The 25,951-nt window shown below is 53.9% G+C and carries 23 protein-coding genes; 8 read left to right on the top strand and 15 right to left on the bottom strand.

Annotation, left to right across the window (positions count from 1 at the left end; genetic code table 11):
- Positions 1 to 147: 147 nt before the first annotated feature.
- The 4 genes from leuS to BLIJ_RS05105 all read right to left on the bottom strand — a co-directional run bounded on the left by leuS (position 148) and on the right by BLIJ_RS05105 (position 6,005).
- Complete coding sequence (leuS, locus tag BLIJ_RS05120; RefSeq protein ID WP_012577371.1) at positions 148 to 3,111, bottom strand: leucine--tRNA ligase; 2,964 nt, start codon at positions 3,109 to 3,111, stop codon at positions 148 to 150.
- Positions 3,112 to 3,153: 42 nt separating this feature from the next.
- Entirely contained in the window at positions 3,154 to 4,080 is a 927-nt protein-coding gene (locus tag BLIJ_RS05115; protein ID WP_012577370.1) for a glutamate ABC transporter substrate-binding protein, read from the bottom strand.
- Positions 4,081 to 4,094: 14 nt separating this feature from the next.
- A complete protein-coding gene (locus tag BLIJ_RS05110; protein WP_007052681.1) occupies positions 4,095 to 5,045 on the bottom strand; it encodes a magnesium transporter CorA family protein in 951 nt (316 codons plus the stop codon).
- 114 nt (positions 5,046 to 5,159) lie between these two features.
- Entirely contained in the window at positions 5,160 to 6,005 is an 846-nt protein-coding gene (locus BLIJ_RS05105) for a histidine phosphatase family protein (protein WP_012577369.1), read from the bottom strand.
- A gap of 68 nt (positions 6,006 to 6,073) precedes the next feature.
- Here BLIJ_RS05105 and BLIJ_RS05100 point away from each other — a divergent pair, with 68 nt between their 5' ends.
- Entirely contained in the window at positions 6,074 to 7,375 is a 1,302-nt protein-coding gene (locus tag BLIJ_RS05100; RefSeq protein WP_012577368.1) for a THUMP-like domain-containing protein, read from the top strand.
- Positions 7,376 to 7,402: 27 nt separating this feature from the next.
- Here the strand turns inward: BLIJ_RS05100 and BLIJ_RS05095 are convergent, their stop codons facing one another.
- Positions 7,403 to 7,807 (bottom strand): pyridoxamine 5'-phosphate oxidase family protein, encoded by a 405-nt coding sequence (locus tag BLIJ_RS05095; protein ID WP_012577367.1) that lies wholly within the window; start codon positions 7,805 to 7,807, stop codon positions 7,403 to 7,405.
- A gap of 253 nt (positions 7,808 to 8,060) precedes the next feature.
- Here BLIJ_RS05095 and BLIJ_RS05090 point away from each other — a divergent pair, with 253 nt between their 5' ends.
- Positions 8,061 to 8,996: a DMT family transporter gene (locus tag BLIJ_RS05090; protein WP_012577366.1), complete on the top strand. Its 936-nt coding sequence runs from the start codon at positions 8,061 to 8,063 to the stop codon at positions 8,994 to 8,996.
- Positions 8,997 to 9,156: 160 nt separating this feature from the next.
- The gene (locus BLIJ_RS05085; RefSeq protein ID WP_012577365.1) at positions 9,157 to 10,128 is read left to right on the top strand and encodes a hypothetical protein; all 972 of its coding nucleotides are present in this window, start codon (positions 9,157 to 9,159) and stop codon (positions 10,126 to 10,128) included.
- Positions 10,129 to 10,243: 115 nt separating this feature from the next.
- Here the strand turns inward: BLIJ_RS05085 and BLIJ_RS05080 are convergent, their stop codons facing one another.
- From BLIJ_RS05080 to BLIJ_RS13550, 8 genes are all read right to left on the bottom strand, one after another.
- On the bottom strand, positions 10,244 to 11,533 hold the full coding sequence (locus BLIJ_RS05080) for a HAMP domain-containing sensor histidine kinase (protein WP_158309819.1): 1,290 nt from the start codon (positions 11,531 to 11,533) through the stop codon (positions 10,244 to 10,246).
- A 59-nt stretch (positions 11,534 to 11,592) separates the two neighbouring features.
- Positions 11,593 to 12,330: a response regulator transcription factor gene (locus BLIJ_RS05075; RefSeq protein WP_014484764.1), complete on the bottom strand. Its 738-nt coding sequence runs from the start codon at positions 12,328 to 12,330 to the stop codon at positions 11,593 to 11,595.
- Entirely contained in the window at positions 12,311 to 13,117 is an 807-nt protein-coding gene (locus BLIJ_RS05070) for a NisI/SpaI family lantibiotic immunity lipoprotein (protein ID WP_012577362.1), read from the bottom strand. Before BLIJ_RS05070 ends, BLIJ_RS05075 begins: the two co-directional genes overlap by 20 nt.
- Positions 13,110 to 13,853, bottom strand: coding sequence for a lantibiotic immunity ABC transporter MutG family permease subunit (locus tag BLIJ_RS05065; RefSeq protein WP_012577361.1), 744 nt, complete (start codon positions 13,851 to 13,853; stop codon positions 13,110 to 13,112). The genes BLIJ_RS05070 and BLIJ_RS05065 overlap by 8 nt, the downstream gene beginning before the upstream one ends.
- Positions 13,853 to 14,596: a lantibiotic immunity ABC transporter MutE/EpiE family permease subunit gene (locus tag BLIJ_RS05060; protein WP_012577360.1), complete on the bottom strand. Its 744-nt coding sequence runs from the start codon at positions 14,594 to 14,596 to the stop codon at positions 13,853 to 13,855. The genes BLIJ_RS05065 and BLIJ_RS05060 overlap by 1 nt, the downstream gene beginning before the upstream one ends.
- Position 14,597: 1 nt before the next feature.
- On the bottom strand, positions 14,598 to 15,242 hold the full coding sequence (locus BLIJ_RS05055; RefSeq protein ID WP_012577359.1) for a lantibiotic protection ABC transporter ATP-binding protein: 645 nt from the start codon (positions 15,240 to 15,242) through the stop codon (positions 14,598 to 14,600).
- A 31-nt stretch (positions 15,243 to 15,273) separates the two neighbouring features.
- Positions 15,274 to 16,410 (bottom strand): IS256-like element ISBlo17 family transposase, encoded by a 1,137-nt coding sequence (locus BLIJ_RS05050; protein ID WP_012577358.1) that lies wholly within the window; start codon positions 16,408 to 16,410, stop codon positions 15,274 to 15,276.
- Positions 16,411 to 16,876: 466 nt separating this feature from the next.
- The gene (locus BLIJ_RS13550; RefSeq protein WP_231837866.1) at positions 16,877 to 17,128 is read right to left on the bottom strand and encodes a hypothetical protein; all 252 of its coding nucleotides are present in this window, start codon (positions 17,126 to 17,128) and stop codon (positions 16,877 to 16,879) included.
- A gap of 560 nt (positions 17,129 to 17,688) precedes the next feature.
- Between BLIJ_RS13550 and BLIJ_RS05040 the strand changes: the two genes are divergently transcribed.
- The 3 genes from BLIJ_RS05040 (at position 17,689) to BLIJ_RS05030 (ending at position 22,150) form a co-directional block, all read left to right on the top strand.
- On the top strand, positions 17,689 to 19,644 hold the full coding sequence (locus BLIJ_RS05040) for a hypothetical protein (protein ID WP_012577356.1): 1,956 nt from the start codon (positions 17,689 to 17,691) through the stop codon (positions 19,642 to 19,644).
- A gap of 2 nt (positions 19,645 to 19,646) precedes the next feature.
- Positions 19,647 to 20,297 (top strand): ATP-binding cassette domain-containing protein, encoded by a 651-nt coding sequence (locus BLIJ_RS05035; protein WP_012577355.1) that lies wholly within the window; start codon positions 19,647 to 19,649, stop codon positions 20,295 to 20,297.
- 584 nt (positions 20,298 to 20,881) lie between these two features.
- The gene (locus tag BLIJ_RS05030) at positions 20,882 to 22,150 is read left to right on the top strand and encodes an IS30 family transposase (protein ID WP_014484759.1); all 1,269 of its coding nucleotides are present in this window, start codon (positions 20,882 to 20,884) and stop codon (positions 22,148 to 22,150) included.
- 38 nt (positions 22,151 to 22,188) lie between these two features.
- Here BLIJ_RS05030 and BLIJ_RS05025 read toward each other — a convergent pair whose 3' ends face one another.
- Positions 22,189 to 22,431, bottom strand: coding sequence for a hypothetical protein (locus BLIJ_RS05025; RefSeq protein ID WP_012577353.1), 243 nt, complete (start codon positions 22,429 to 22,431; stop codon positions 22,189 to 22,191).
- A 1,276-nt stretch (positions 22,432 to 23,707) separates the two neighbouring features.
- Positions 23,708 to 24,088 (bottom strand): DUF961 family protein, encoded by a 381-nt coding sequence (locus BLIJ_RS15370; protein ID WP_012577350.1) that lies wholly within the window; start codon positions 24,086 to 24,088, stop codon positions 23,708 to 23,710.
- On the opposite strand from BLIJ_RS15370, the gene BLIJ_RS14975 reads away from it, so the two are divergent.
- Entirely contained in the window at positions 24,001 to 24,438 is a 438-nt protein-coding gene (locus BLIJ_RS14975; protein ID WP_014484755.1) for a transposase, read from the top strand. The genes BLIJ_RS15370 and BLIJ_RS14975 overlap by 88 nt on opposite strands.
- Before the next feature lie 237 nt (positions 24,439 to 24,675).
- On the top strand, positions 24,676 to 25,869 hold the full coding sequence (locus BLIJ_RS05010; RefSeq protein ID WP_231837865.1) for an MFS transporter: 1,194 nt from the start codon (positions 24,676 to 24,678) through the stop codon (positions 25,867 to 25,869).
- Positions 25,870 to 25,951: the final 82 nt, after the last annotated feature.

Here is a 25,951-nt window from a genome sequence, read left to right as displayed (position 1 = left end):
GGATTCATGGGCGTTTGTCCAGCTGAAACGGGGTATGTGGTTCTAGCTTATGAAGTTATCCACAATTGAGGTGGGGCGGTTGACGCTCCCCTCAGTCTCGCCACGCGAGCGGCTCCCCTCAAAGAGGGGAGCCTAACCCGCAACAAGTCACTCCGTGGGAACGATGGAGACGATCTTCGGGGCCTTGACGATCACCTTGCGCGGCTCTTTGCCGCCGAGACGGTCGGCGACGGCGGCCAGCGCCTGCTTCTTGAGATCGGCCGGATCGATGTCGACCGGCACTTCGAGCTTGGCACGCACCTTGCCCTTGATCTGCACCACGGCGGTCACGGTATCGTGGCCCACGTAACGCTCGTCGGCCACCGGCCACGGCTCGGCGGACAGGGACTCGGGGTGGCCCAGCTTGCTCCACATCTCCTCGCAGATGTGCGGGGCGATCGGGGCGAGCATCAGGACCAACGGCTCCACTGCGGCACGCGGCACGGCCTTCAGACCGGTCAGGTGGTTGTTGAGCACGATGAGCTTGGCGATGGCGGTGTTCGGACGCATGCCCTCCATCTCCGCGGTCACTTCGGCAATCGTGTTGTTGAGCAGTTTCAGGGTCTTCTCATCGGGCGCGTCCTCGGTCACATGGGCCTGGCCGGTGGTCTCGTCCACCACGTTGCGCCACAGACGCTGCAGGAAGCGCATGCCACCGACCACGTTGCGGGTGTTCCACGGGCGAGACTCGTCCAGCGGGCCCATGCTCATTTCGTACAGGCGGAAGGTGTCGGCACCGTAGTTCTCGTACATGTAGTCCGGGGTCACGATGTTCTTGAGGGACTTGCCCATCTTGCCGAACTCACGGTTGGCGTGTTCGCCGTTCCAGGTGAACGTCGGCTCGCCGGAGGCGTCGGCCGGCCCTTCCACGACCTCGTCCGCCGGCACGTACTGGCCGCGGTCGTCGGTGTAGGCGTAGGCCTGAATCATGCCCTGGTTGAACAGCTTGTGGAACGGTTCGGCCGAATCCACGTAGCCGAGGTCGAAGAGCACCTTGTGCCAGAAACGGGAGTAGAGCAGGTGGAGCACAGCGTGTTCGACGCCGCCGATGTACAGGTCCACACCGCCTTCATCACCCGAGTACTTGTTGTGGTTCGGGCCCATCCAGTAGTCGAACTCGTCCTTCTCCACCATGTGCTTGGTGTCGGTCGGGTCGATGTACCGCATGTAGTACCAGCAGGATCCGGCCCAGTTCGGCATGGTGTTGGTGTCGCGGTAGTAGGTCTTCTTGCCGTCGCCCAAGTCGAGCTCGACCTTGACCCAGTCCTCGTTGCGGCTCAGCGGCGCCTCGGGATTGGATTCGGCGTCCATCGGGTCGAAGGTGCGCGGCTCGTAGTCGGGCACGTCGGGCAGGCTGATCGGCAGGGCGGAATCCGGCAGCAGGTGCGGGGTGCCGTCTTCGCCGTACACGATCGGGAAGGGTTCGCCCCAGTAGCGCTGGCGGGAGAACAGCCAGTCGCGCAGACGGTAGCTCACGGTGCCCTTGCCGACGCCGGCGTCCTCCAGCCAGGCGTTGACCTTGGCGATGGCATCATCTACGCGCAGGCCGTCGAGCGACAGCGCATCGCCCTTGGCGTACGTGGATTCGACGTGGGAGTTGATCACGATGCCGTCATGGGAAACGAACGGCGCCTTGCCCTCGTAGTTGGCCAAGTCGTCGCCGGAATCCGGCAGAGGCTTGACGGTGTAGATGACCGGCAGACCGAACTTCACGGCAAAGTCGTAATCGCGCTGGTCGCCACCAGGCACGGCCATAATGGCACCGGTGCCGTAGTCCATCAGCACGTAGTCGGCGGTGAACAGCGGGAGCTTCGCGCCGGTGATCGGGTTGGTGGCGTACAGGCCGGTGAACAGACCTGTCTTCTCACCGCCCTCGTCCACGCGGTCCTTGGCGGTCTTGGCTTCGGCGGCGAGCCTGTAGGCCTTCACCGCCTCGACCGGGTTGACATAGCCGCCCTTCCAGTCTTCGGGTACATCGGCCGGCCATTCGGCGGGCACGTTCTCCAGCAGGTGATGTTCCGGGGAAACAACGGCGAACGTGGTGCCGAACAGCGTGTCGGGACGGGTGGTGTAGATTTCCATGTCCTTGTCACCGTCGGCAGTGGCCACGGTGAAGTGCACGGAGGCACCATGGGATTCACCGATCCAGTTGCGCTGCATGAGCTTGACCTTCTCAGGCCAATCGATGCCGTCGAGGTCGGCGATCAGACGGTGGCCGTACTTGGTGATGCGCATGGACCACTGACGGAGCTCGCGCTGGAAGACCGGGAAGTTGCCGCGTTCGGACTTGCCTTCGGCGGTGACCTCTTCGTTGGCCAGCACGGTGCCCAGGCCCGGGCACCAATTGACCGGGGACTTGGAGATGTACGCCAGGCGGAAGTCGTTCAAGATATCCTGCTGTTGGGCGTTCGTCAGATCGGTCCACGCCACGCCGTCGGACTCATGCCCGGGAATGGCCTTCTCGCCGGACTCGAATTTGGCGACGAGCTCGGCGATGGGGCGCGCGGATCCCTTGGAGCCGGACGGGTTGGTGGCCTCCTCGTCGTACCAGGAATCGTAGATGCGCGAGAAGATCCACTGGGTCCAACGCATGTAGCCGGGGTCGATGGTGGCGAACGTGCGGCGGTTGTCGAAGCCAAGGCCCATGCGGTGCAGCTGGCGGCTCATGTTGGCGATGTTCGCCTCGGTGGTCACGCGAGGATGCTGACCGGTCTGGACCGCGTACTGTTCCGCGGGCAGGCCGAAGGCGTCATAGCCCATGGCGTGCAGGACGTTCTCGCCCTTCATGCGGTGGTAGCGGCTCGTCACATCGGAGGCCAGATAACCCAGCGGGTGGCCCACATGCAGACCCTTGCCGGAGGGGTACGGGAACATGTCCATGGCGAAGTAGGCGGTGCGCCCCTCGGCGTTGCGGCCCTTGCCGTCCTTCAAATCGCCGTTGACGTTGGCCGCCCAGAAGGTGCCTTGCTCATCCCAGATCTTCTGCCACTTGTTTTCGATGTCCTGCGCCAGTGCGGCGTTGTAGCGGAAGTTGGGCTCTTCGGTTTGCGTGCTCTTCTCGTTGTCACTCATAAATCAGCAAGGTAGCCTCGCAACTGGACACGTCGTCAATCGTTATTCAGCATCCGAGACGATGGCTTTGGGGTCACCGTTCAGCGAAACCGTGAGCTTTGTTTGGCTTGTGAACGTATCCTTGGCGGCCGTCCAGCTGCCATCCTCAACCATGTCTTCCAATGCTTCCGCGATTTTCTGCGCCAATTGGCTGATGCCTTGACTCACGGCGATGCCATAACTGACCTCGCCCTTGTCCGCAATCACGTCCATATACTGGGGCCCGTTGGCCGCTTGAAGACCGGAAAGCACCGCCATATCGGAGGCTATGGCATCCGCCGACCCTACTTGCACGGCCGTGACGCACTGCGCATAACTGCTACGCTCCTGAATCCGAGCCTGCGGGTGGTTGCCGCGGAAGATGCCGACTGTCTCGTCACCTTTCACTGCGCACACCGTGCCGTCGCCTACATCGCCCACCGAACCTGCGTCATTGGTGAATCGGCCACGCTCATCCGACCTGACCAGCAAACCGACGCTGGTCGTGAGGTATGGTCCGGCAAAATCAACGATCGCGCTGGACCCATCGGTGATAGGCCAAGAGGCGACGACCATGTCGACCTGTCCATTGTCCAGCATGGAGCGCCGGTTTTCGGGGCGAACCTGCTTGAAGACGATCTGCTTGTTCGCATAGCCGAGTTTGGCGGCCACGTATTTGGCGATGGTGATGTCGAAGCCCTGGTATGTGCCGTCATGCCATGCTCCCACCGATGGTTCGTCGGCTGCGACCCCAATGGCGATGGTGGGTCCCTCCGGCGCTCCGGAGACGGTGGTGACTTGAATTTGGCCGCAACCGGCCAGACCAGATAATGGCAATATCATGCCAAAGGCCGCGGCGAATCCTGCCATCAGCCGAGAGCGAAATCCGCGCCGCATCGGGCGGCGAGCGCGGAGCATGCTACGGTTGGCGAACGATGACCAATGGTGCATAACCGTCAAACGCCTTACTTGAACATGCGCGAACGTGTGAGGAACCAGGCAACCACACCGGAAAGCACCATGGAGATCACGATGATGAGCAGGAAGCCCCAAGGCTTGTCGGTGAACGGCATGCCCATCATGCCGCCGTCGAAGTTCATGCCGTACATCGAGAAAATCAGCGTCGGGATGGACAGGGTGATGGAGATGATGGTGAAGATGCGCATCACGTTGTTCAGGTTGTTGGACACGATCGAGGCGAAGGCGTCGGTCATGTTCGCAAGAACGCCGCTGTAGATGTTGGCCATCTCGATGGCCTGCTTGTTTTCGGTGATGACGTCGTCGAGCAGGTCCTCGTCGTCCGGGTATTGCTTGATGCGTTGCAGGGTGGTGAGTTTCTCCATCACGATTTCGTTCGATTTCAGCGATGTGGTGAAGTACACCAAGGTCTTGCTCAGCTCCATGAGCATCACGATTTCGCGGTTCTGCATGGAGTGGCGCAGCTTCAGTTCGAGCTTGTCGCTTTCGCGGTCGATGATGCGCAGGTAACGCAGGTACATCGTGGCGTTGCGGTACAGGATCTGCAGGATGAAGCGCGAACGCATGAAGGTGTTGAAGCCTCGGATCGTGCCTTCCATGAATGGGTGGAGCACGGGCGTGTCCTGCATGCAGACGGTGATGATGAGGTTTTCGGTGACGATGATCGACAGCGGGATGGTCTCGTACCAGTCGCGTCCGCCACGCTCTTCCACGGTGGGGATGTCGACGATGATCATCGTGTAATCATCTTCGACGTCCACACGTGAACGTTCCTCGTCATCCAGGGGCGCGCGCAGGTCGGCCAGGTCGATGCCGGTCTGCGAGGCGACGGTGGCGAGCTCCACATCAGTGGGTTCGCTCAAACATAACCAGGAGCCGTTTTCCGGTTTCTCGATCTGCTCCACCTGGCCATTGATTGAGCTGAAGATTCTCAGCATGTCGCCTCACCCGCCTTCCGCGCTTTCCTACTGTTCTATCGCTGTACGGTTCCAAACCGCAATCAGTCTAGACCCACCGTTCGAATTTGCGAGCGGGGTTTCGCATAGCGACCGTCACCAGACGATTGGCTGCCAACTTGGCATGTGCGGTCCGCGCAGATCGGTCGGCCCGTTCTCCCAGTCGGCGCTGTCGGCGATGGCGGGAGCCTTGTTGTATTCCTCCAACTCCCACAGGGGCTGTTCGGCGGGGATGCCGTTGACGCTGTGGCGCACTTTGAGCCGGCACCAACAGGCGTTGCGCATGCCGCCGAGTGCGTTCATGCCGTCCGGGTCGAGTTCGAGCAGGTTGGAGATGGTGGCGGTAATCCATGAGCCATGGGTGACGAGCATCAGCGTGGTGGGCATGCTGTCTGAATAGGCGGAGTCGATGACCAGTGCGCGCACGGCATCGGCACCTCGCTGGCCCACGGCGGCACGGCTTTCCACACCATGCTTGGTTTCGCCCCCAGTGTGCTGTTTCCAAGAGGCGTAGTCGTCGGCTGCAACGGCTTTGATTTCGGCGCGGGTCATGCCTTCCCACTCGCCGAAGCTGCGTTCACGCAGTCGTTGGTCACAGGTGACCGGCAATCCCAAAATATCGGCGAAGGCGTGTGCGGTCTGTTGGGCACGGAACAGGTCGGAGGTCATCACCACCATGCGCCGGCCGGCGGCGGGAGCCTCCTCGAACTGTCGCGTATCAGTGCGTTCAGCGGCGTCAGGACCGGGCTGGGCGATGGCTTCGGGATGCTCGGCAAGTCGGTTCACCTTGGCCCAGTAATACCGTGAAGCGAGCGCGAATCCGGTCTGATCGACCTGCCATTGGCCCACGATGTCGAGCGGCACATCGATCTGGCCCTGCAGACGGTGTTCGAGATTGTATCGCGTACGGCCATGACGCAGCATCATCACTTCATCGATCATCGGTTTTCGCCACCTCGTTCTCTTGCGATTTGCCATACTCATCTCAGCACAACCCCTAGAATGGCGGCATGGAGATTTCTGAGTCGACCTGGGCGTTCATCGCCAAACACCGCCGTGAAGATGTGCGTGATGTGGCCTTGCACGCCAAACATGATGGCGACGTGGATGTGCCGTTCGCGCTGGAGCAGATTGCCGGCTGGCAGCGTGCTTCACTCAAGCTACCTGACTGGGCGTCCCATGATGGGCTGATTTTCCCGCCGCAAGTCCCAATGGAACAATGTTCCAGCCAGTTCACGGCTCAATACAAAGCCCGGTTAGCACAGCGATTGTTGGACGGGGAAGCAGTCGACGACGCCGACGATTCCCCGACATCCCTAGTCGATCTGACCGGCGGTTTCGGCGTCGACTTTTCTTACATGTCCCGAGTGTTCAATCGTGCCATATATGTGGAACAACAATCCACTTTATGTGATATCGCTCGCCATAATTTCCCAATACTCGGCCTTGGCCACGCCGAAATCATCAATGATGATTCAACAGCAGTGCTTGATACGCTTGGCCGAGCCTCCATGATCTTCCTCGATCCGGCCCGCCGTGACGATCATGGCTCGCGTACCTACGCGATTGCCGATTGCACGCCGGATGTGCTGACCCTGAAGGATACGCTGCTGGCCAAGGCACCGACGGTCATGGTCAAGCTCTCCCCCATGCTCGACTGGCATAAGACCATTACGGATTTCGCCGGCGCGGTGCACGAGGTGCATATCGTCTCCACCGGTAATGAATGCAAGGAATTGTTGCTGGTGTTGGGGCGCGGCCGTTGCGCCTCGCCGCTCGTGGTATGCGTCAATGACGGGCAGGTGCTGTCGTACAAGGCCGGCGATAACAGCGACAATCAAACCCCTATCAGCGATTCTGCCTTAGTTGCATGCAATACCTGTAATACCGAGGATCTCCCGGCTGAGGAAAGCGCGAACGGCTTCGATTCCTCGCATTGGAAGTGCCTTTACGAACCCAACGCCTCAATCATGAAGGCCGGGTGCTTTGATGTTCTCGAACAGCGCTTCGCCGTGCATCACATCAGCCCGAATAGCCACCTGTTCGTGGCGGCCGAACCTATTTCCGATTTTCCAGGCAGAGCATTCGTCATCGAATCCATCGCCACCATGAACAAGAGAGAACTGAAGCAGCTATTGGCCGGTCTCACGCACGCCAACATCTCCGTACGCAATTTCCCCCTAACCGTGGCCCAGCTACGCAAAAAACTCAAACTCAAGGACGGCGGCAGCACCTACCTCTTCGCCACCACCGACGCCCAAGGCCGTCACCTAGTACTGCGCACTAAAAAGCGAAAAAGTGGCTCCCTCTGACGAGGAAGCCACCAATACGTCAGCTAATCAGTCCTTGGCGATGGTCTTGCCGGCGGTCGGGCCGGAGGCAAGGTTCTGGATCTCGGTGACTTCGAGAACCGGAATCACGGCCGGCTTCTTGGTGCCCTTTTCCTCGGCGACCTTGACCTGCTCGTTGTAGATGTCGTCGTCAACGTGCAGCACCACGTTGCCGCGGAAGCGGTAGCCCTGCTTCTTCTCGAGGTTGGCGAAGGCGATGACCAACGGAGAGCCGTTCTTGAGGTTCTCGTAGTGCTGGCCGGCGGTGCGCTCATGGTAGGCGATGTGCGTGTCGTCCAGAACGAACAGAGACATCTTCGGGCCGAGGTCCAGTTCGCCGTCCTTGGAGACGGTGGTGATCCAGCCGAGGTTGTTCTCGATGAATTCCTTGATCTGCGGTGTGATGACTGCCATGTCGAATCCTTTCAAGATTGTTGCGGAACCATGTCTGTTCCTTTCCAGAATACCGGTTTCGCACGCGACCGGCCCGGGCGCTCACTGTGAGTATCCTCACCTTCACATGGTTTTCATCTCGCTTCCGCCCGCCGGCGGCAATACGGGACGATACGCGCCCGATACCCGCCGACCGGTCGGTTTTGGCCGGTAGTCCCCGTAATCTGTGAGCCAAGAGAGCCACAAGTTTTTTCCAACCGTCCAGAGGTGCACCATGGGTTTGGTCGATCGTTGCAACAAGTTGCGCAGCCGCTGGTCACGCAGCTTTCCCCCGAATCTCGCCAGACTCATGCTGCTGTGCTGCGCCGCGTTGTGGGGAGGCAGCTATCTGCTCGCCAAAATCGCCATGGAGGCGATTTCACCCCAATGGCTGATGGGGCTGCGCATGACCGGTGCCTGTCTGTGCATGCTGGCGTTGTTCCATAGGCATATCGTGCCGTATCTGACGCCGAAGATCATCGTGCCGGCACTGGTGGCGGGCCTGACCTATTGGGGTACGATGGTCACCCAGACCGTCGGGTTGCGGACCATCGACCCCGGGCGCAGCGCGTTTCTGACGGCGGCCTATTGCGTCCTCACCCCGTTCGCCACATGGATCGTCTCGAAGACCCGGCCGAAGGCCATCAACCTGGTCGCCGGCGTGATCTGTCTGGTCGGCGTCGGCTTCGTCTCGTTGAAGCCGGGCGGTTCGTTGTCGCTGGGCGCCGGCGACTGGCTGACCATCGCCACCGCGGTCATCTTCTCGTTCAACCTGACTTTCCTGGGCATCTATACCAAACGGTTCGACCCGATCGCCGTCACCTTCGTGCAGTTCGGCGTCGCCGGCGTATTGTTCATCGCAGGAGCGGCGTTCACCGAACCCGCGCCGAACGCCGGTTGGCTGGCGCCCTCGGTGGTGGCCAGCGTGCTCTACCTGTTCCTCGGCGCCACGATGAGCGCCCAGATCATGCAGAACATCGGTCTGGCCCACGTGCCCGCCTCGCAGGCCTCGATCATCATGTGCACGGAGAGTCTGTTCGCCATCACGTTTTCCGCTTTGTTCTGGGGCGAGAGGATCATGTGGAGTTCACTGGTGGGTTTCGCTTTGATTTTCGCCGCCGTACTGATGTCGGTGATCAGACCGACCGGGCAGTCGCTGCATCGTAATTGACGATGTCCCGCGCCCTGCGGCGACGCGAAACGCACGTGTGTGCGCCGCAGGGCGTGTCCGACCTGTACGAAGGCCGATTTTGAAGGTCTCGTGTAGGCCTCGCCCCGCTTCCATCGAGTCTCAGGCAACCTGTCAGCCCGACACCCTACGGTCGTGCATTGTGAAGAAGTTTTTTGAAGGAATCTCCCTCTCATCCATCGTGGCGGGCACCCTTGCCGCCGTCACCTCGTTCCTGCTCGCATCGAAGATCGGCATCGGCGGTTCGGTGATCGGAGCGGCGGCCAGTTACGTCGTCTCCGCCGTGGCCACCAAGATCTACCAGAACGTGCTCACCGCCTCCGGCGAAAAACTCCAATCGGCCTCGTCCTCCGGCAACGGGATCACGAAGGACGCCGAGAACGGCGATGCCGATGGCGGTACCCCCCGAACGGCCGGCAGCCGGACCGACGTTCGGGACGAGCCCGATACGGCGACGGGCGTGACCGCCGATGATGCTTCCTCCACACGCAGACCGCGTGAAATCGTGTTCAGCCGGGCGAACGGCAGGACGTACTCGGTCGATGAGCTGCGCAAGTCCCGCTTCCGCGCTTCGAAGCACACCGCCATGATCGTCACCTTGGTGTCCGGCCTGCTCGCCGTGGCGGTGACGGCCGGCGTCGTGATGCTGGCCACGCAGGGACGCGGCACGGACAATCTCGTATCCCCCACCACGACCACGCCCGCGCGCAACGACACCGGCACGCGAACGGGCACACCCGATCAGAACAACACTCTGCCCCAGACGGGCACCGGCGATGATTCGAAGGGAACCAGCAAGGATTCGAAAACCGACGCCCCCTCCACCGACCTCGACGCCAACGGCACCTCGGGTTCGACCGGCGCCGGCGCCTCGGATTCGAAAACCGACGGCACCGCCAACGGTTCGAACGGCACCGGCACCTCAAAGAATCCGACCACCGAGGACCTGACCAGCCAAGGCACCGGCGGCAGCCAGACCGGTTCGAACGGCACCGGCACCGGCTCGACGCAAAAAGATCCATCGGGATCGACTTCAACCAGTACCGACACCAACGGCACCAGCGGATCGCCGGCCACCGGCCAAAGCACCGGAGCCGGCAGCACGGGCAAATAGCGCATGCGGAAAGCCCAACGGCCGCGACGTCAGTCGACGGCTAAGTTGAATCCGGGACCACCATGCCGAATATCGCTTGGAGATATGATAAGGGAACGACGCATGAGTCGTTCCCTTATCGTGGTAGCCGTATCGTGACCCTGGCGCCTTTGGTTTCTGCGGAATTACTGAGGAGCAGTTCTCCTCTATGCTGTTTTATGATGACGTCAACGATATATAGGCCCATCCCATAATGCAGTTCGGAGCCTCTGCTCTGGTCTGCCATATAGAAACGCTCTTTCGCGTGCTTCAATGCCTCTTGCGAAAAACCACAGCCACAGTCCGTAATGCAGACATTCAAGTGATCACCCTGGCCATCCGCATCCATATATAGCGGAGAGTCTACGGGCGAGTGCTCTACGGCATTTGAAACCACATTCATCAATGCCCGCTCCAACAATACTCCATCCCCAGTTATATGTTTCGGAAGAGCGTGCTGCGTCTGCTGAATCACAATACCTTTATCTCTACAGATGATTTCAGCTTGAGATATGACATGTCTCCAGAACTCCGGGAAGCATATGTCTTCCATCTGCAATTGATATCCGCAGGATGTTCGGGATATATCAATCATCATCTTTATGTACCGTCTCATCTGCTCAGAGCTTCTCATCGCATACGACAGATAGAGCTTTTGTTCTTCGTCAAGCGTCGTCTCATCCAACAGGTCGATGTTCCCCTGCATAACAGTCAATGGAGTCTTCAGATCATGGGCCAAGGATGCGATCTGCTCTCTCTGCGCTTGTTCACTTCGCCACTGCTGTTCCAATGACTCTTTCAAACTGTTTCGCATACTATCAAAAGATGAAACCACGTTTTCAAATTCAAGTATTCGAGAATGCCTGATAGCAAAATCTAAGTTGTGATTTTCAATCTCTTTAGTGGCTTCTAATATAGGCGTCAATTCTTTTCTCAGCTCTCTGGCGAAATGAACCGTCAAGTAGACGCATAAGCCTAAGCTGTTAGCGATGATCAAAGCAATCAGCAGTATCTCCGGAGACGGTAGGTACTTGTTGCACTGTGCATTGAGATACTGAGAACCTATGACGTACTGCAGAACAATGTACCCATCATCTCGAGTGATGAAGATGAACTGTGTTCTACCGCCTGCATCTATGAGACCCGTCTCGGCAAACGCCAGAGCCTTCTCTTTCTCTTCTTCGTTCATATTCGTATCTATGGATCCATAGTTTCTATCCAACCGAAGGTATTTAATCCCAATGGGCAGATACACGTCTGATACATCTGGCGTTGCGGTGAGTATCGGCACCAGATTTTTCGCTTGCCGTTCGGCATTATCCGCAAACGTTACAAGCCCCATGCTGGAGGCGAACATCATGCAGGCAAAGGGGATGACTACGGACATACACAGTCCGCAAAGCAGACATACAAGAAATCTATAAAAAGTTCTTGTAAGCGTCGTCTTCATCTTTGTTCCCATTTATAGCCTATCCCCCAGACCGTTACGATTGGTTGAACACCGGCCTCCTCGAACTTCGACCTTATGTTTTTTATATGCGTCGAAATTGTAGAACCATCGCCATACCCATAGAAGGGAAAAACGGCTTCGTATATTTGTTTCTTTGAAAAAACTTGCCCTCTGTTGCCGGCAAGATATTCGCAGATCAGATATTCGCTTTTCGTCAAAGGTACAGGTATATTATCCACCAGCAGTTCTTTTGCGGATAGATCAATCTTTATCCGATCAAACGTAAGCGACACATGTCGTTCTCTCTGTTCACGGCGTAGATGCGCATGTACTCTCGCACGTAATTCCGCAATACGAAATGGTTTTGTCAGATAGTCATCCGCTCCTAGTCCAAGACCGGATGTAATGTCTCTCTCCATTGTCTTAGCGGTCAGAAAGAGAATGGGACAGTCCACCAACGAACGTATCTTGCCGCAGTAGGTGAATCCGTCCATATCAGGCATCATGATGTCCAATATAATCAGATCATACCCGTTCAGCCCTTCAAGGGGCACATGGGCGGCGGACGTATGGATCGTCACTGAATGTCCATCTTTTTCCAGTCCGTTCTTCACAAGTTCCAAGATGGGTCGATCATCATCAATCATCAGGATTGTCGCCATGATACACCTGCCTGCCTCTTCTATTCCATAATTCACGCATGCAATAAAACGGTCATTGGCGCTTTGCAACATAGAAGACGCCATTTATCCGCACCGCAACGGCTTCAGTCCTCTCTGTACGGTTGATCTCATAAACGTCCTTGTACACCCATTGTTCCCGATGCCGTCCGAAGGTTTCCCCATACCAGTCAATCTCCCTCAATTCCTCCTCTGACAAAGGAATCTTCGTCTCTGCATCAAATACGACATTTTTAGCAAGAAGATCAATGCGACTTCCTAGTTCACCATCTGACACAGTATCAGAAGTTACTTGATAGACTACGCCATCACAAAGAATCTGGGTCGCATCTCGGGGATTGACCGAGAATCCGCAACTCGTGGATTGTCGCATGTCCTTAAAATCAAACACCCTATCCACGTCTCTGACATCTTCGTCTATGACAGCTTTGTGATACTCGCCATTTATATCCACAATCAGATAGTCGCCGGCATCAGAAGCTGCATACACATTTACGAATGGAAGAACATGGGACTTACCAGGGGCTTTATCCACCAGATCCGATATCTTCGCCAGAGTCTGCAAGGTACCATTCTTAAGATCCTCTTGAAGTATTACCTTTCCCGTCTCGTCCACAGCAACAAGTTGTCGGACATACCCGACCCATGCCCCGAGACCGTTGTTGGAGACCGTATCCTCTAGAATGGTGTAGTCATTTCCCATACAGGAGAACTTCGTCACGTTATCCTTGTTCAAATAACATTGCTCTCCGGGATATTCGCTGTTCCCCTCTTGCAACGAACAGCCCGTAAGAGATAGACATGCGATACCAGCACAAAGCATCGGCAGCATCTTATTCATATCCCTTTGCTCCTTCCCATCTGTGGAACCACATCAGGCTTACGATGAATAGCACCATTGAAGAGACAAGCATGATCATGAATCCTAGTTGGAGTTCATATAATCCAGAATAAAACTGTTCCTCATTAACATATCTCAAGACACAATAATCCATAAACCGCACTCCCCAGCCCCACGGAATGAACTTCCAGATACAGTCTCCAAGTCCCGTAGCCAGCAATGCCGATAATAGGCTTCCTGCAATACCTATACCCATAACTACACTTTTACCTAGAGTGAAACCAGCAAGTATGGAAATAAGATACAGTGGTATTGCAGACAATATCAACATGGTAAGTGGTCGTATATAGAACGAGAATGGAACGCTTGAATAAAGCAGAGCAAATAAGAAGACACAAAGCGCCGTTGCGGAAGCTGCCAGAATGATAAGATATGCCAATTTTCCGATATATACTGACATGCGCGAAGGAACCACGCCAAGGATTGATTGAAAATGACCTGCTTCATTTTCAAGTTCGACCGTCATACCTACGACGAGAGAGATAACAAGTGGAAAAACAATTGCCACAACTTCTAAAAAAGTCGTCACAGCCGTCATCCATCCCCAACCTGATATACGGAAATATCCAGCAAAAACACAGGCCCCGATCACAGGGAAGAGAACATGGATCAGAAGTAATGGCGTATGCCTGCTTTTAAGCCATTCCGCTTGAAGACATCTGATAATACCCGACATCAAAGAACCTCCTGATTGATAAAGGATCTTGCCGTTGACTTCGCAAGGCCATATAGTAGAAACACCGACAGGCACAGTACCGCGATGACCAACAGTAAGGGAGTCGACAGGGTACTTCCTTGTACTGATGCCCCATTCGGCAATATTCCCAATGCGGGAACCATAAGGCGATCAACCCAACTATAGGGGAACAGGAACCAAAGGCCTGTGTCCGCCCCCAATATCCCCAGCGTCAGGCTCATTCCGACATTCAATATGAGAGTGGCGAATACACCCACCTTCTTGGTCAGCCATAAGCATAGCGGTATATTCCATGCACTTGCCAAAATGATGCAGAGCGTTCCGAACAATGCCTGCATCGGTCTGATCGTCATGGGTATGCCGAAGATGCGTTGAATAATGAAACCACCTGCAATATTGCACAACATCAGAATTGCATTGGCGAGTGCCGCATAAAGTATGCAGGTGATTATCTTTGCATACCATACCCGCTCTAGGTCGACAGGTAACGACAATATGGCCCTAAACTGTAATTTGCCGCCATCTCTTTGAATTATCAGGATTGATAATAGCGTCACGCAACCGGGATACAAGAACACATACCACCAGTTATATGAATTCTGCTGATACCACATAGGAGCAAGCACATTAAGACATACCGTTAGCATAGGGGCTATCCATGCTATTTTCCTAACGAAAGTACCTTTATGTTTCAGGTATTCAGAGGCTATATAATTGATCATACTATCGTTCTTCCTGTGATTTCCTTACAACCTCGACAAATAGTTCTTCCAAGTTCTGATCCTTATTCATTGGTCCTTCATATCCCAAAACACCATTTGAGATGATACCAATATCGTCAGCAATAAGCTGAACTTCCGATAGAATATGACTGGATAGAATAACAGTGATCCCTTTAGATGAGAAGGAACGGATAAGAGAACGTAGTTCTTGTATGCCGATAGGGTCTAATCCGTTTGTCGGCTCATCCAGGATCAACAATTCGGGACTATTCAACAGAGCGATGGCTATTCCCAAACGTTGTTTCATACCCATTGAGAATTGTCCGGCTCTTTTCCGTCCCGTATCTTGCAGATCCACTATTCTTAGAACTTCACCTATCCGGGTTTTAGGAATATCCAGCAACTTCACACGGACTTCCAAATTCTCCGTTGCGGAAAGATTCTCATACAGTGGAGGAGTTTCAATCAAAGCTCCGATCTGTTCCAGATCTCTTCTGCTCCACTCATGTCCATCAAACAGAATCTTGCCACTGGTAGGACGGAGCATGCCCGTGATCATTTTCAGAGTGGTGGATTTACCGGCGCCATTTGGGCCAAGCAGCCCGTATATCGAACCTCTCCGAACGGTTATAGATACGTTATTCACGGGTTATAGGCCAAAATGTGTGTCTGGTGGTCTAGTCGTTCGACTGCCATTCGACCCTGGTGTGGAACTCGTTCCAGTCGATGCCGGTGCCGTATCTTGCGGGGATGCCGAACGTCTCGTACTGGCCTTGCGGGCTTCTCTCCCATGCCTGCCGGTAGAGGCGCTCGAGTCGTTCGTCGGTCATCGCGTTGGCCGCGAGCCACGCGTCGGTCTCGGGATGCGCCGTGTGCTGGTGGCACCACCAGCAGATCGCCTTCAGCCGTCTGACCAGCCGCAGTCCGCGGTGGCGGCGCAGCATGTCGCGCAGGCGCGCGTTCCATGATTCGACGAGGTTGTTGGTGGACGGCACCGGGCCGACGGACGCGAGCCCCTCGTCGAGGAACGTGAACAGGTGGCCCTCGCGGATGCGTCTGCGGATCATGCGCCGTGCCTTGACGAGCCTTTGGTGCATGTCGTTCACGCCGCCGTCGGCGTATTCGCTCTTCTCGTCGAGGAACGAATGGAAGTCCTGCTCCCACTGGTTGTAGGAGACCAGCCATTCGGCCGCGCCGCCCGCGTCCCCGACGCGGGGCAGGGACAGGGCCACCCGGCGCAGCCGTCCGCCCGCCTCCAGACGGGGCCGCCTGCCGGTCAGCTCGAGGATGTTGGCCTGCACGTGGAACAGGCACCGCTGGATCCTCGTATCCGGCCACATGGCCTTCGCGGCCTTGAGGACGCCGCCCCCGCCGTCGCACACGAGCACGTCGGGCGGCGCGATGCGCGCCATCAGGCACTGCCATGCCGCCGCTTTCTCGCTTTTGGCGACGTGCCAGCCGATCACGTGCCCGCCGGCCACCGCGATCAGGACCACCGCGTCGCGGTGCAGGTGGATGCCGTCCACATGCACCACATGATGCACCTCGTCCACCAGCGGCACGGGCGGCCACAGGCCCCACATGAGCTCGCACCTGCGGCGCAGCGTGCGTGCCGGCAGCCGGTGCTCGGCCTGCGACTGCTTCGAGAACAGCCAATCCAGACCGCACCGCAGATCACGGGCGCTGTTGTCGCGCGACTGGGTGCGTGAGCTCCCACAGCCGGCGTTCCGGCACCGCCACCTGATCCGTCCCGAGCTCGTCCTTCCGTTCCGCTTCATCGGCTCGCCGCACACGGCGCAACAAGGTGTGTTCATCCACCCAATCTGCCACGCCAACTCGAAAGTCACTCAACCGTTGTGCCGCAAGGCCTGACCGGCCATTCCGGACACACATTCTGGCCGACCTCGAGTTCCCCGCCCATACAACTCGAACAGGAGGAACGCCCACCGCCACAAAGGAACACAAGCCAAAACGGACACACATTTTGGCCTATAACCCTTATTCACAGCCCTTTGCTTCTTGAAATCCTTACATAGGTTATTCGTCTGTAGAATTGCTTCCATGTTTGCCAATACCCTTTCCTTGTTTTCAGGGTAGAGAATAAACAGCAAAATTGAAGACTTTTTGAAGATTTCAAGATACCGTGCACCCATCCATCCGCAGCGTTCAACTTGCGATATACGCAAACCGTGGCCACGGATCAGGGAAGGGCCCGTCCACCGGGTCATCACGAACGTTTCGTTCCATCGAGAACCGGTCAATGGAACGAAACGTTCGTGATCATCCGGCCGACTGCGTGGCGGCGTGAGAAGATGGGGACGGGCGCGTACGGCGAATGCGCCCCAAAGCCAGACCAAGGCAGATGAATGCAACGTCGAACAACGCCACCAGACCAATCGACGACGTCCATGCCCCGTAATCCACTCTGGTCACGGCACCAAGCCCGAACGCATTGTCGATGGATGTGCACAACCACCATCCGGGCGGCAGTTTGCCGACCATGATCATCGGCCCAAGCAACATCACGGTCAAAGTCTCCTGGGGCACCGATACCAATGTTATCGACTCTGAGAACGTCACAGAAATCAAGACATAACTGCACGACGAAGGCAAATCATTGAACTCGGACAACTTCACCATCACTTGGTATGGCAGCATCTCGACGGCGAGGAACAGTCGGGCCAAAGCTACACGTTCGACTGGAAAGAGCCACCCCGAACACCACCTCTCTCAGATCCCCACAACCGGACAGGCCACACCAAGGCATACGCATGGGAATCGTGCGTCCGACACCCGGCCTCAAGCCCATGAGACATTAAGGCCACGACTATCGTTGTATGTTCCGAAATTGGACGCAAAGCAGGTATTGGTCGTAACTACATGGTAAAGTAGGCCGTGAAAATTGGCGGAGATACGCATACCAGCGGCCTCAAATCAAACTACGCTTACAAAGACGCAAGGAGAGTTTGGTGGGCGGATGAAACATCTTATTATGATTATTATCCATATTGAGCAAAGTAGTTCGAGTATTTAGGGCGGGGCTATTTGTCCCGCTCTAGTTTATAGATCCCTTCAAAGAAGAGGCGTATGCTATGAAAAAGTTTTTAAAGATTTTTATTTTCCTTGAAGTCATACTCTTTGCCTATATTTTTAATACTTCCATTTACAACATTTATGAAAAGAATAACATTGCTGCCAAGAATCTAAAAGGGTACGTCTTAGAGGAAACATCGCCAGAAGTTCTCGATAGGTTTTATACGTTATTTACAAAAGAGTATTCTCATAATAAATTAGAGCTTATCAACAATACGCTCACTTCCACAGATAAATCTGTTTATGATCTGTATTGCTTTCCGTTAAATTCTTTTACACAAAAACAGCCTATATCTTCTTCTATCTTATTTCAATATCATGAATTGCAGAAGGAAGATTTTCTAGATAGTGTTGGTGTATTCTATACAGATTTACCAGCCGATGCAATCAAAGAGATAGCATCTCGACTGTCCGTCGCGATAAACAACTTTGAAAGCGACTCCATTCCGTACAGTATGGTATTGGAACTAAATCTTGTGAATTTCATAATTTTATTTATTGTAATTCAAATCATATACTGTATTTATACCTCCTATAGTTTGAAAAAAATAGGTATTAAAAAAAGCATGGGCTTTTCTACTATACATATTTTAAAGGAACAAATTACAAATATAATAAAATATTATTCTGTAGTATGCCTAGTATTACTGTTGTTGTTAAATACCTATTACGCATTAACAAACAGGTATGCTTCTTCTTATTTAATAACAAGCGTGCTATTCTTTATTGGAGTTTTAGCTATAAATATACTTTGTGTTTTAATGACAAGTATTCTAATTAAGTTTGTTTCTTTAGAAGCAATGATAAAAAATAAGACTCTAAATAACGGCACAAACGCTGTAGTTCAGGTTATAAAGATAGCTTTTTCAGCAATAATCGTTATTACCATTATTTCATTACTAAATCAAGGAAACTCATTTAGACAAAGCCAACAAGCTGTTTTAGACTATAAGTATCTGGATGGATATTATACCGCCAATGGTTTTAATTCCTCGAAGTATGACTATGCGTTAGCAAACACAAACATATTAGAAAACTATTCCAAGCAAGCATCGGAGATGTACAATCATAACCATTCACTACTGTGTGATTTTAAGACAGACGATGGTTTGCAGACATCACGCCCCTATTATGAACAACAGCTTGCTATCGCAAACAGGAACTATCTGAATGATTTTTCAAATATTAAGCTCAACGGAAAACCATTGGAAGAAGATAAATTCAATGAACCAACCGTATTGGTTCCGCATAAATACAAGAATGATGAACAATCTATTAAAGAATATATCAAGCAAGAATATTTCCGATTGATGAATTACAATCAATTCTATGGAATACCAGGAGAAGAAAGAACCATTGACAAGTTTAATATTGTTTATATCGACGATGCTTCCACAATAAAAGCTAATACAGAAAATGGTTTTTCTGATATAGCCGATCCTATTATCATTGTTGATACAGGCGATTTTGCTGGACTTTACTATCTGGATTCCTTAAATACAAGGTGTCTATTTTTCCAGATGGAATCAAGAGAAGACTTTTCTTCCTTGTTGTCAGAATATGGTTTAGAGCAATTAGTTACAGCTGGAACATTGCTCACACCTTATTTAATGCAGCTCGAAAATGTGACTTTCGTTCTTAAAACACTCACCATGTTCATGATTGTATTTATAGTGTCTTTACTATTTATTTTGTATATTTCAAATTATGTGGACATCTTTGTAAATCGAAAGAAATATGCGGCAAAAGAGATTTTGGGATTCTCTCATTCTAGAACTCTAAAGAATCGTTATATTCTTTGGGGAATTGGACTCATTATATCAGTCATATTGACTGCTATAAATCATTATTTTGCTTTCATTTTCGTGATCATATTTATTGACTACATATTTTGCGAATTGCTTTATAGAACTTATATCTCAAACACTTTATATGAGATTGAAAAGGGAGCATAATTATGTCATTGATTACATTGAAGAACATCAAGAAACAATATGGAAAAAATCAGGTTCTATTTGAAAATCTGTCTTTGGAAATAGAAAAAGGCGAATTTGTGGGGCTTGTGGGGAAAAGCGGTGCGGGTAAAACGACACTTCTAAATATAATAGGATTGATTACTGATATATCTGCGGGAACAATCACTATTGACGGTCATCAAAATGTGTCCATAAACAGTAAAAATGCTATGATCTTGAGAAGATACACAATAGGTTATCTGTTTCAGAATTATGGACTTATAGAAGATGAAAGCGTGTTATGGAATTTAAAATTGGCTCTTGAATATAAGAAAATAAAAAAGAAAGAAAAACTCAAACTAATCGATAAGTATCTAAAGCAATTTGAGCTAACTGATATGCTTGACAAGAAAGTATACCAGTTAAGCGGCGGAGAGCAACAGCGAATTGCAATTATCAAGTTGATTTTGCAAGGAAGTCGGATCATATTAGCCGATGAGCCAACTTCCGGACTTGATAAAGAGAATGAATCGATAGTGATGAAGCTTCTGAAAGAATTAAATGAAGATGGCATTACTATAATCATGGTCACTCACAACATGAATTTGCTCGATTGTTTTTCCAGAGTTATAAATGTAGAGAACTTCAGATAGTTTGTCAAAGGGAGATACACGGTCTTACATGCGTGCAATCTCCCTTTGCATCTCGTCATATCAAGACCCATATTCAATCACGATACATTCATGGTGAACCACTTATCATCCAAGCAATAAACAGTCTTTAGATACTGTATTTATGTAGATAATCAGATTCCCTGTATCGGATTTTGCTTACAGTAGATTTTCCCAACACTCCTGTCCTTTGAAAACTACAAACATTCACCGCTAGTCGCCTGCGCTTCCATCCATCTTCGACTCCTCCTGAAGAACGGCATGGGCCCATTCCAAACGCCGATCGGAGGATCATCGAGGTGCGTTCCCAGCATAAGAGGCCCCCGCCGCCTTGCGGTCACACGTTGCCTTGCCGGCCTGGACTGCTCCGCGACTCCGATTCAATAGATGCGTCCCACGGCCTTGCCCGTGGCGCCCATCACCCTGCGCAAGCCGAGCGCCCGGCGCAACCAGACGCCGCTCACCAAGGACAAGATAGATCGACTCGTGCCATTGCCCCCGAATACTACCGGCCCGGCGGGTTCTAGTGATCGTTGCAACACCTGACCTACCGCAAGGAGGGTCAGGTGACCACAAGCCACCGAAACGAAGACCGTGGCGGGGAACACCGTTGGGCGTTCAACGGCGTCGAATATCCGACGAGGAAGCTGATGTGCGAGGCGAGACGCGCCGAGTACGTGCGCCTGCTGGACGAGGAAGGCATGAACTTCACCCAGGCCGCGCACGCGGTCGGCGTCTCGAAACGCACCGGCAAGGCGTGGCGCAACGGCAGGACGCGCGCCACGGGAAGGAACGAGAAACCCCTGGTGGACCGGTATCGTTCCACCATGGACAAACCCAGGACCCTCCATCCGCGCTACCTGAGCCAGGAGGAGCGCATCCAGATCGCGGACCGTCTGTGTCTGGGCGATTCGATCCGCGCCATCGCCCGCCTGCTGGGCCGCGACCCCGGCACGGTCGGCCGCGAGGTCGAGCGCGACGGGAATCCCGAGTCCGGCGGTTACGAGCCCTGCCGCGCCCGGCAGAAGGCCGCGGACCGGCTCAAACGCCCCAAACCGCGCAAGGCGGCCGAGGACACGCGACTGTGGGACGAGATCGCCGCCGGGTTGCGCAGGCATTGGAGCCCGGAGCAGATAGCCAACCGGCCGAGGCCGGACCTCCCGGATAATGGGGATATGCACGCGAGCGTCGAGACGATCTGCCAGCCCATCTACCTGCAGGCCAGGGGCGAACTCAGGCAGGAGCCGAAACGCGCCATGAGGCAGGGGCGAACCGCCCGCAGACCCCGAGGCGGCCAAGGCCGCAAACCCCGTTTCCGCGAACCCATGGTCATGATCTCGGAGCGGCCCCCGGAGATCGAGGACCGGGCGGTCCCGGGCCACTGGGAGGGCGATCTCATCACCGGCAGCCGCAACAAAAGCGCCATCGGCACGCTCGTCGAGCGCACCACCAGGTTCACGATCCTGCCGCACCTGCCCGACGGGCACGACGCCGAACACGCCCGGCAGGCCATCATCGACAAGATGCAGCACCTGCCCAAACTCCTGCGCAACAGCCTGACCTGGGACCAGGGAGCGGAACTCGCCCTGCACAAACGGATCGGCGCCTCGCTGGAGGCCGTCCACTTCTGCGACCCGCACTCCCCGTGGCAGCGCGGCACCAACGAGAACACCAACGGGCTCCTGCGCCAGTACTTCCCCAAAGGCACCGACCCATCCGTCTACCCGGAGGACCACCTCGACGCGGTCGCCGAGGAACTCAACGACCGGCCACGCAAAACCCTCGGGTTCATGAAACCAAGCGAGAAGATCATCGAACTGCTCGACGCCGCGTGATAACCTCAACAACCGACAACGTGACCATGGAAGGCCGCTCAAACCTCAGGTGTTGCAACCACCACTAGAATCCGCCTTATCGCCAAATCCATCAGGCTCTTGTATCCGGTCTGGAAGTAGCTGTTCGGACTGGAGGACTGCTTATCATCACGATCCGGTTTCACGGATCCGCCGTAGAACGTATTCTTCCCGACGGCCTGCGTCACCATCCTGGGACCATCACGCTCGATGGCCTCACGGTGTTTTTCCAATATCGCGCTTTCACCGGTGATGGAGGCCATGGAATCAACGATGAGCACGACAAAACATCACCAGCCCCTCGCAGGACACACGCCGTAAATCGTGTCCGACTCGGACAGATATGCAGCTAGAATCTTTTCTTCACCACATTGACGACCAAGTGGCCCACCTTGCTGACGACCGTGGGACCGTATTTCTTGGCGAAGGCAGGGGCTCCGGTATCACGTGTCTGCATGAGGAGCACAGAGCTTACTCGGAAGACGAAGCTTCCTGAGGTTCTGCGTCAGTCTTCATCTTGAACGGGTTCATCTTCCATTTCCTCATCGTCTATTGCGAAGGCTTCGTCGGAGATACTGATTCAGCAATCAGGAGACATGGTCATTGACATGTCTTTGCTCCCATCCTGGTCAGCACCCGTATGGGCCCATGAACCTGAATCCGTTGAAATGCATCATATAATCGGGAGTGTCGGCACACCAAGTATGGTTATAAAGTTGTATGTGGAAAGCGTCAAGCCGTTCTCTAACAAGCTGAGACGTTCCCAATCAGTACGCACGAGCTGTTTTATATTCAGTAGCAGAAGAACCGCCACGAACAAAAACAGAAACGTCCCTATGGAAAAAGGATAGACAAGGTGTTCGTCGCCGGCACTGATACGGTGTCTTTTGTTCCAAATCTTTTGCATAAATCAATCACTCCTTTCTGAGTACAAAAAAAGCAGTCAATCCTAAGACTAACTGCTATGTATGCATAGATATGAAATTGCAAAACTGGAAGTTATCGCTCTGACATATATCTCTGTATTTCATCAGAGGTCAATTTTCTTATTTGCGTATTTGCATATTCTCTGTATTCTTCAATCATGAAAACCGGTTTCATATCTTTGCAAGTTTTTCCTTTGTTCTTCTTTAGATATAACAGCAAGTCCTCACCGTCCGCAAAGATTTTGTATGAAAGTCTGCCATTCTCACTTTTCAGTTCGTAAATACCACATGACTTTTTAGTACTATAATCAGCAGTACGCAAATATAATTTCGCTATCTCTAACGATCTAAAAGGGAAATTCCACCGTTGTAATCCACGTTTGGGATCATGCTCAATGCAGATACACCTCCCGCAAGTCCCACAAATGTATTGTGTATGATTTTCTAAACAATCTAATGGATTTAAAAGTGGTGTTATTCTATTCTCGTCAACATAACATTCCATACACATTTCAGATTCACTCCTTCTGCAACTTCAAATGCGTTGCTTCCTTCATATCCATATTATAACAGTTCCATATATCTGCTACAATAAAAAATTTACCCACCAAATTTATTTTTTCGGTTGTCCCTGCGGTGTATGGTTCCATGGATTGCCTGCGTTCTTCAATACAATGTCCTCTACTTTTACATACCAATCCGCATCTGCACCCGTATAGGTCTTTCTTGATACCGTATCGGCTCCGGGATTGACAAGCTCCACAACTGCATTATACGGAAATTCCCTTAACGGTACTTCTGGCGGTACAGACACGGGAATAATTCCACCATGCAGACTACAGTTTAAATCAGGCTCTTGTGTTGTTTTCGTGGGTGGTGGTTCGTCGGTGAGCCGTTGAATCCCAAATGGTCGTCGAGGACGTGCCGGCGGACGATTCGCCGTTGTGTCCCGCTCCCGCGCCGGTGGTCCGGGTGCGGTGCCAGAAGGCGGCACCCGGGTGTTCGCACTGCGGGCGCAAGTGCCCTGAGTACGACGACGGGGGCGGCGAACGGCGACGGCCCATCGACCAAGCCGGGGCCGGGCTGGAACGATGGATCTTCCGGGCCTCACACAGCCGCATCCCCGAGATCGTCGAACCATGCGGGAAGACCCACGGACGCGAGGACGACATCCTCGGGGCCATCGGACTCGGCCACTCCAACGCCAGGCCCGAGGCATTCAACGACAAGATCAAGGTCACCATCCACATGGCCTACGGCTTCCGCCACGTCGACAATCTCATCGCCATGATCAAACTCCGATGCAGCGGCCTACCCATCCACCTACCAACACCCATCCTCTAACCCACGAAAACAGCAGAAGGCTCTCAAATGTATAGCGACGAATATCGCACCTTGTGATTCGACGTATTTTACAAACTCCAATCGTCTGGAGGATTTTGCTAAGGCTATGGGATTTAATATACATAGATCGACGTATACCGGTTCTTTGTTTATGTAAGGGAATGATTGATGGTTCGGTTTGCCTGTTTGTATAATGCGCTTATTTATCTTGGTGCCGGATGTTTTTCGGTCTACTATATGGTGGCCTATCATGATGTGGGCCTGTCGGTGCTGCTGATCTCCATCGTCAATGTGGTGTTCGACGTCAGCGAATCGGCCAGCGAGCTGCCCACGTCCGTGCTGTTCGACCGGTGGTCCCGGGAACGGACGCTGATCATCGGCGTGTTGTGCCGCGTCGCGGGATTCATATTGATGCTGTTCTGGTCCGCGAACTTCGCCGTGCTGTGCCTGGCCAACGTGCTGGCCGGCATCGGGGCCGCGGTCGAAAGCGGCGCGGCGTCCTCGCTGTACATCGAATACGCCCGCAAGTACGATCCCTCGCTGGGTATGAAGACCTTGGTGTCAAGACTGTCGGCGATGATCGGTGTGTGCACGATATGCGGCGGTGCGGTCGGTGCCGTGCTGTTCCTGCTTGACTCCCAGCTGATCTGGCTGGGCGCGACGGTGTTCTACGTATTGGCGATCATCCCGCTTCTCGGTCTGATGAGGGCCGGGTCGCGCACCAAGGCCGCAGCGACGGATGGGAGCGGGACGACGGAACGGCAGGCCGAGGCGTCCGTCGAATCCGATGGATCCGCCGAGCCGGGCGAGTCCGGGACCTCGCTGACGGTGTTGGATCATGTCAGGCAGACCGTGGCGGCCGCGGCCGTGCTGCTGCGGAAGCCGGAGATATGGAATATGGTGGTGTTCAATCTGGGTACGTTGTCGGTGCTGACGTTCTGGCAGTTGCTGCTGATGGGCCACCAGACCGGGGTCTGGTGGCAGTTCGCCGGCCTAGTGTTCACTAATATCGCGCAGATCGTCGGCAGTCGTCTGGGTATGCTGCGGCTGCATCCACGTTCCGGCGACATTGCGATCCTCGTGCTCATCGTGTCGGCGGTGGTGCTTGCGGCCACGCCGATGCCGGCGGTGAGGATCCTGGCGTTCTTCGTGTTCTCCTGCGCGCAGATGTACGTGGCGAACACGATCTCCAGCAGCTTGCACGAGAGCATTGACGATTCGATCCGCGCGACCGCGTTCTCCGTGGGATCGCTCGTATTGATGGCCTTCACCGCGGTCGTCACCCCGCTGTGCGGCTACATCGCCGACACGTTCTCGATTTCCTGGGGTACACTGACGACGATCCCCCTGCTGGTGGCCCTCCTCATCGCCGGACTTGCGCGAAAGCCTGAATCCGACAAACGGGTAAAAGTCGATATTTCGTTGGATTGAGACGTCAAGGGCTTGCGGACACGATGTCCGCAAGCCCTTGACGTCTATATGTCATTCATTCATGGTTGGAATGCGCTCCTCC

Origin of the sequence: Bifidobacterium longum subsp. infantis ATCC 15697 = JCM 1222 = DSM 20088 (assembly GCF_000269965.1) — a bacterium.
Taxonomy (GTDB): Bacteria; Actinomycetota; Actinomycetes; order Actinomycetales; family Bifidobacteriaceae; genus Bifidobacterium; species Bifidobacterium infantis.
The sequence above is the reverse complement of the archived record's forward strand: the minus strand, read 5'-3'. Positions and strand labels throughout refer to the sequence as shown.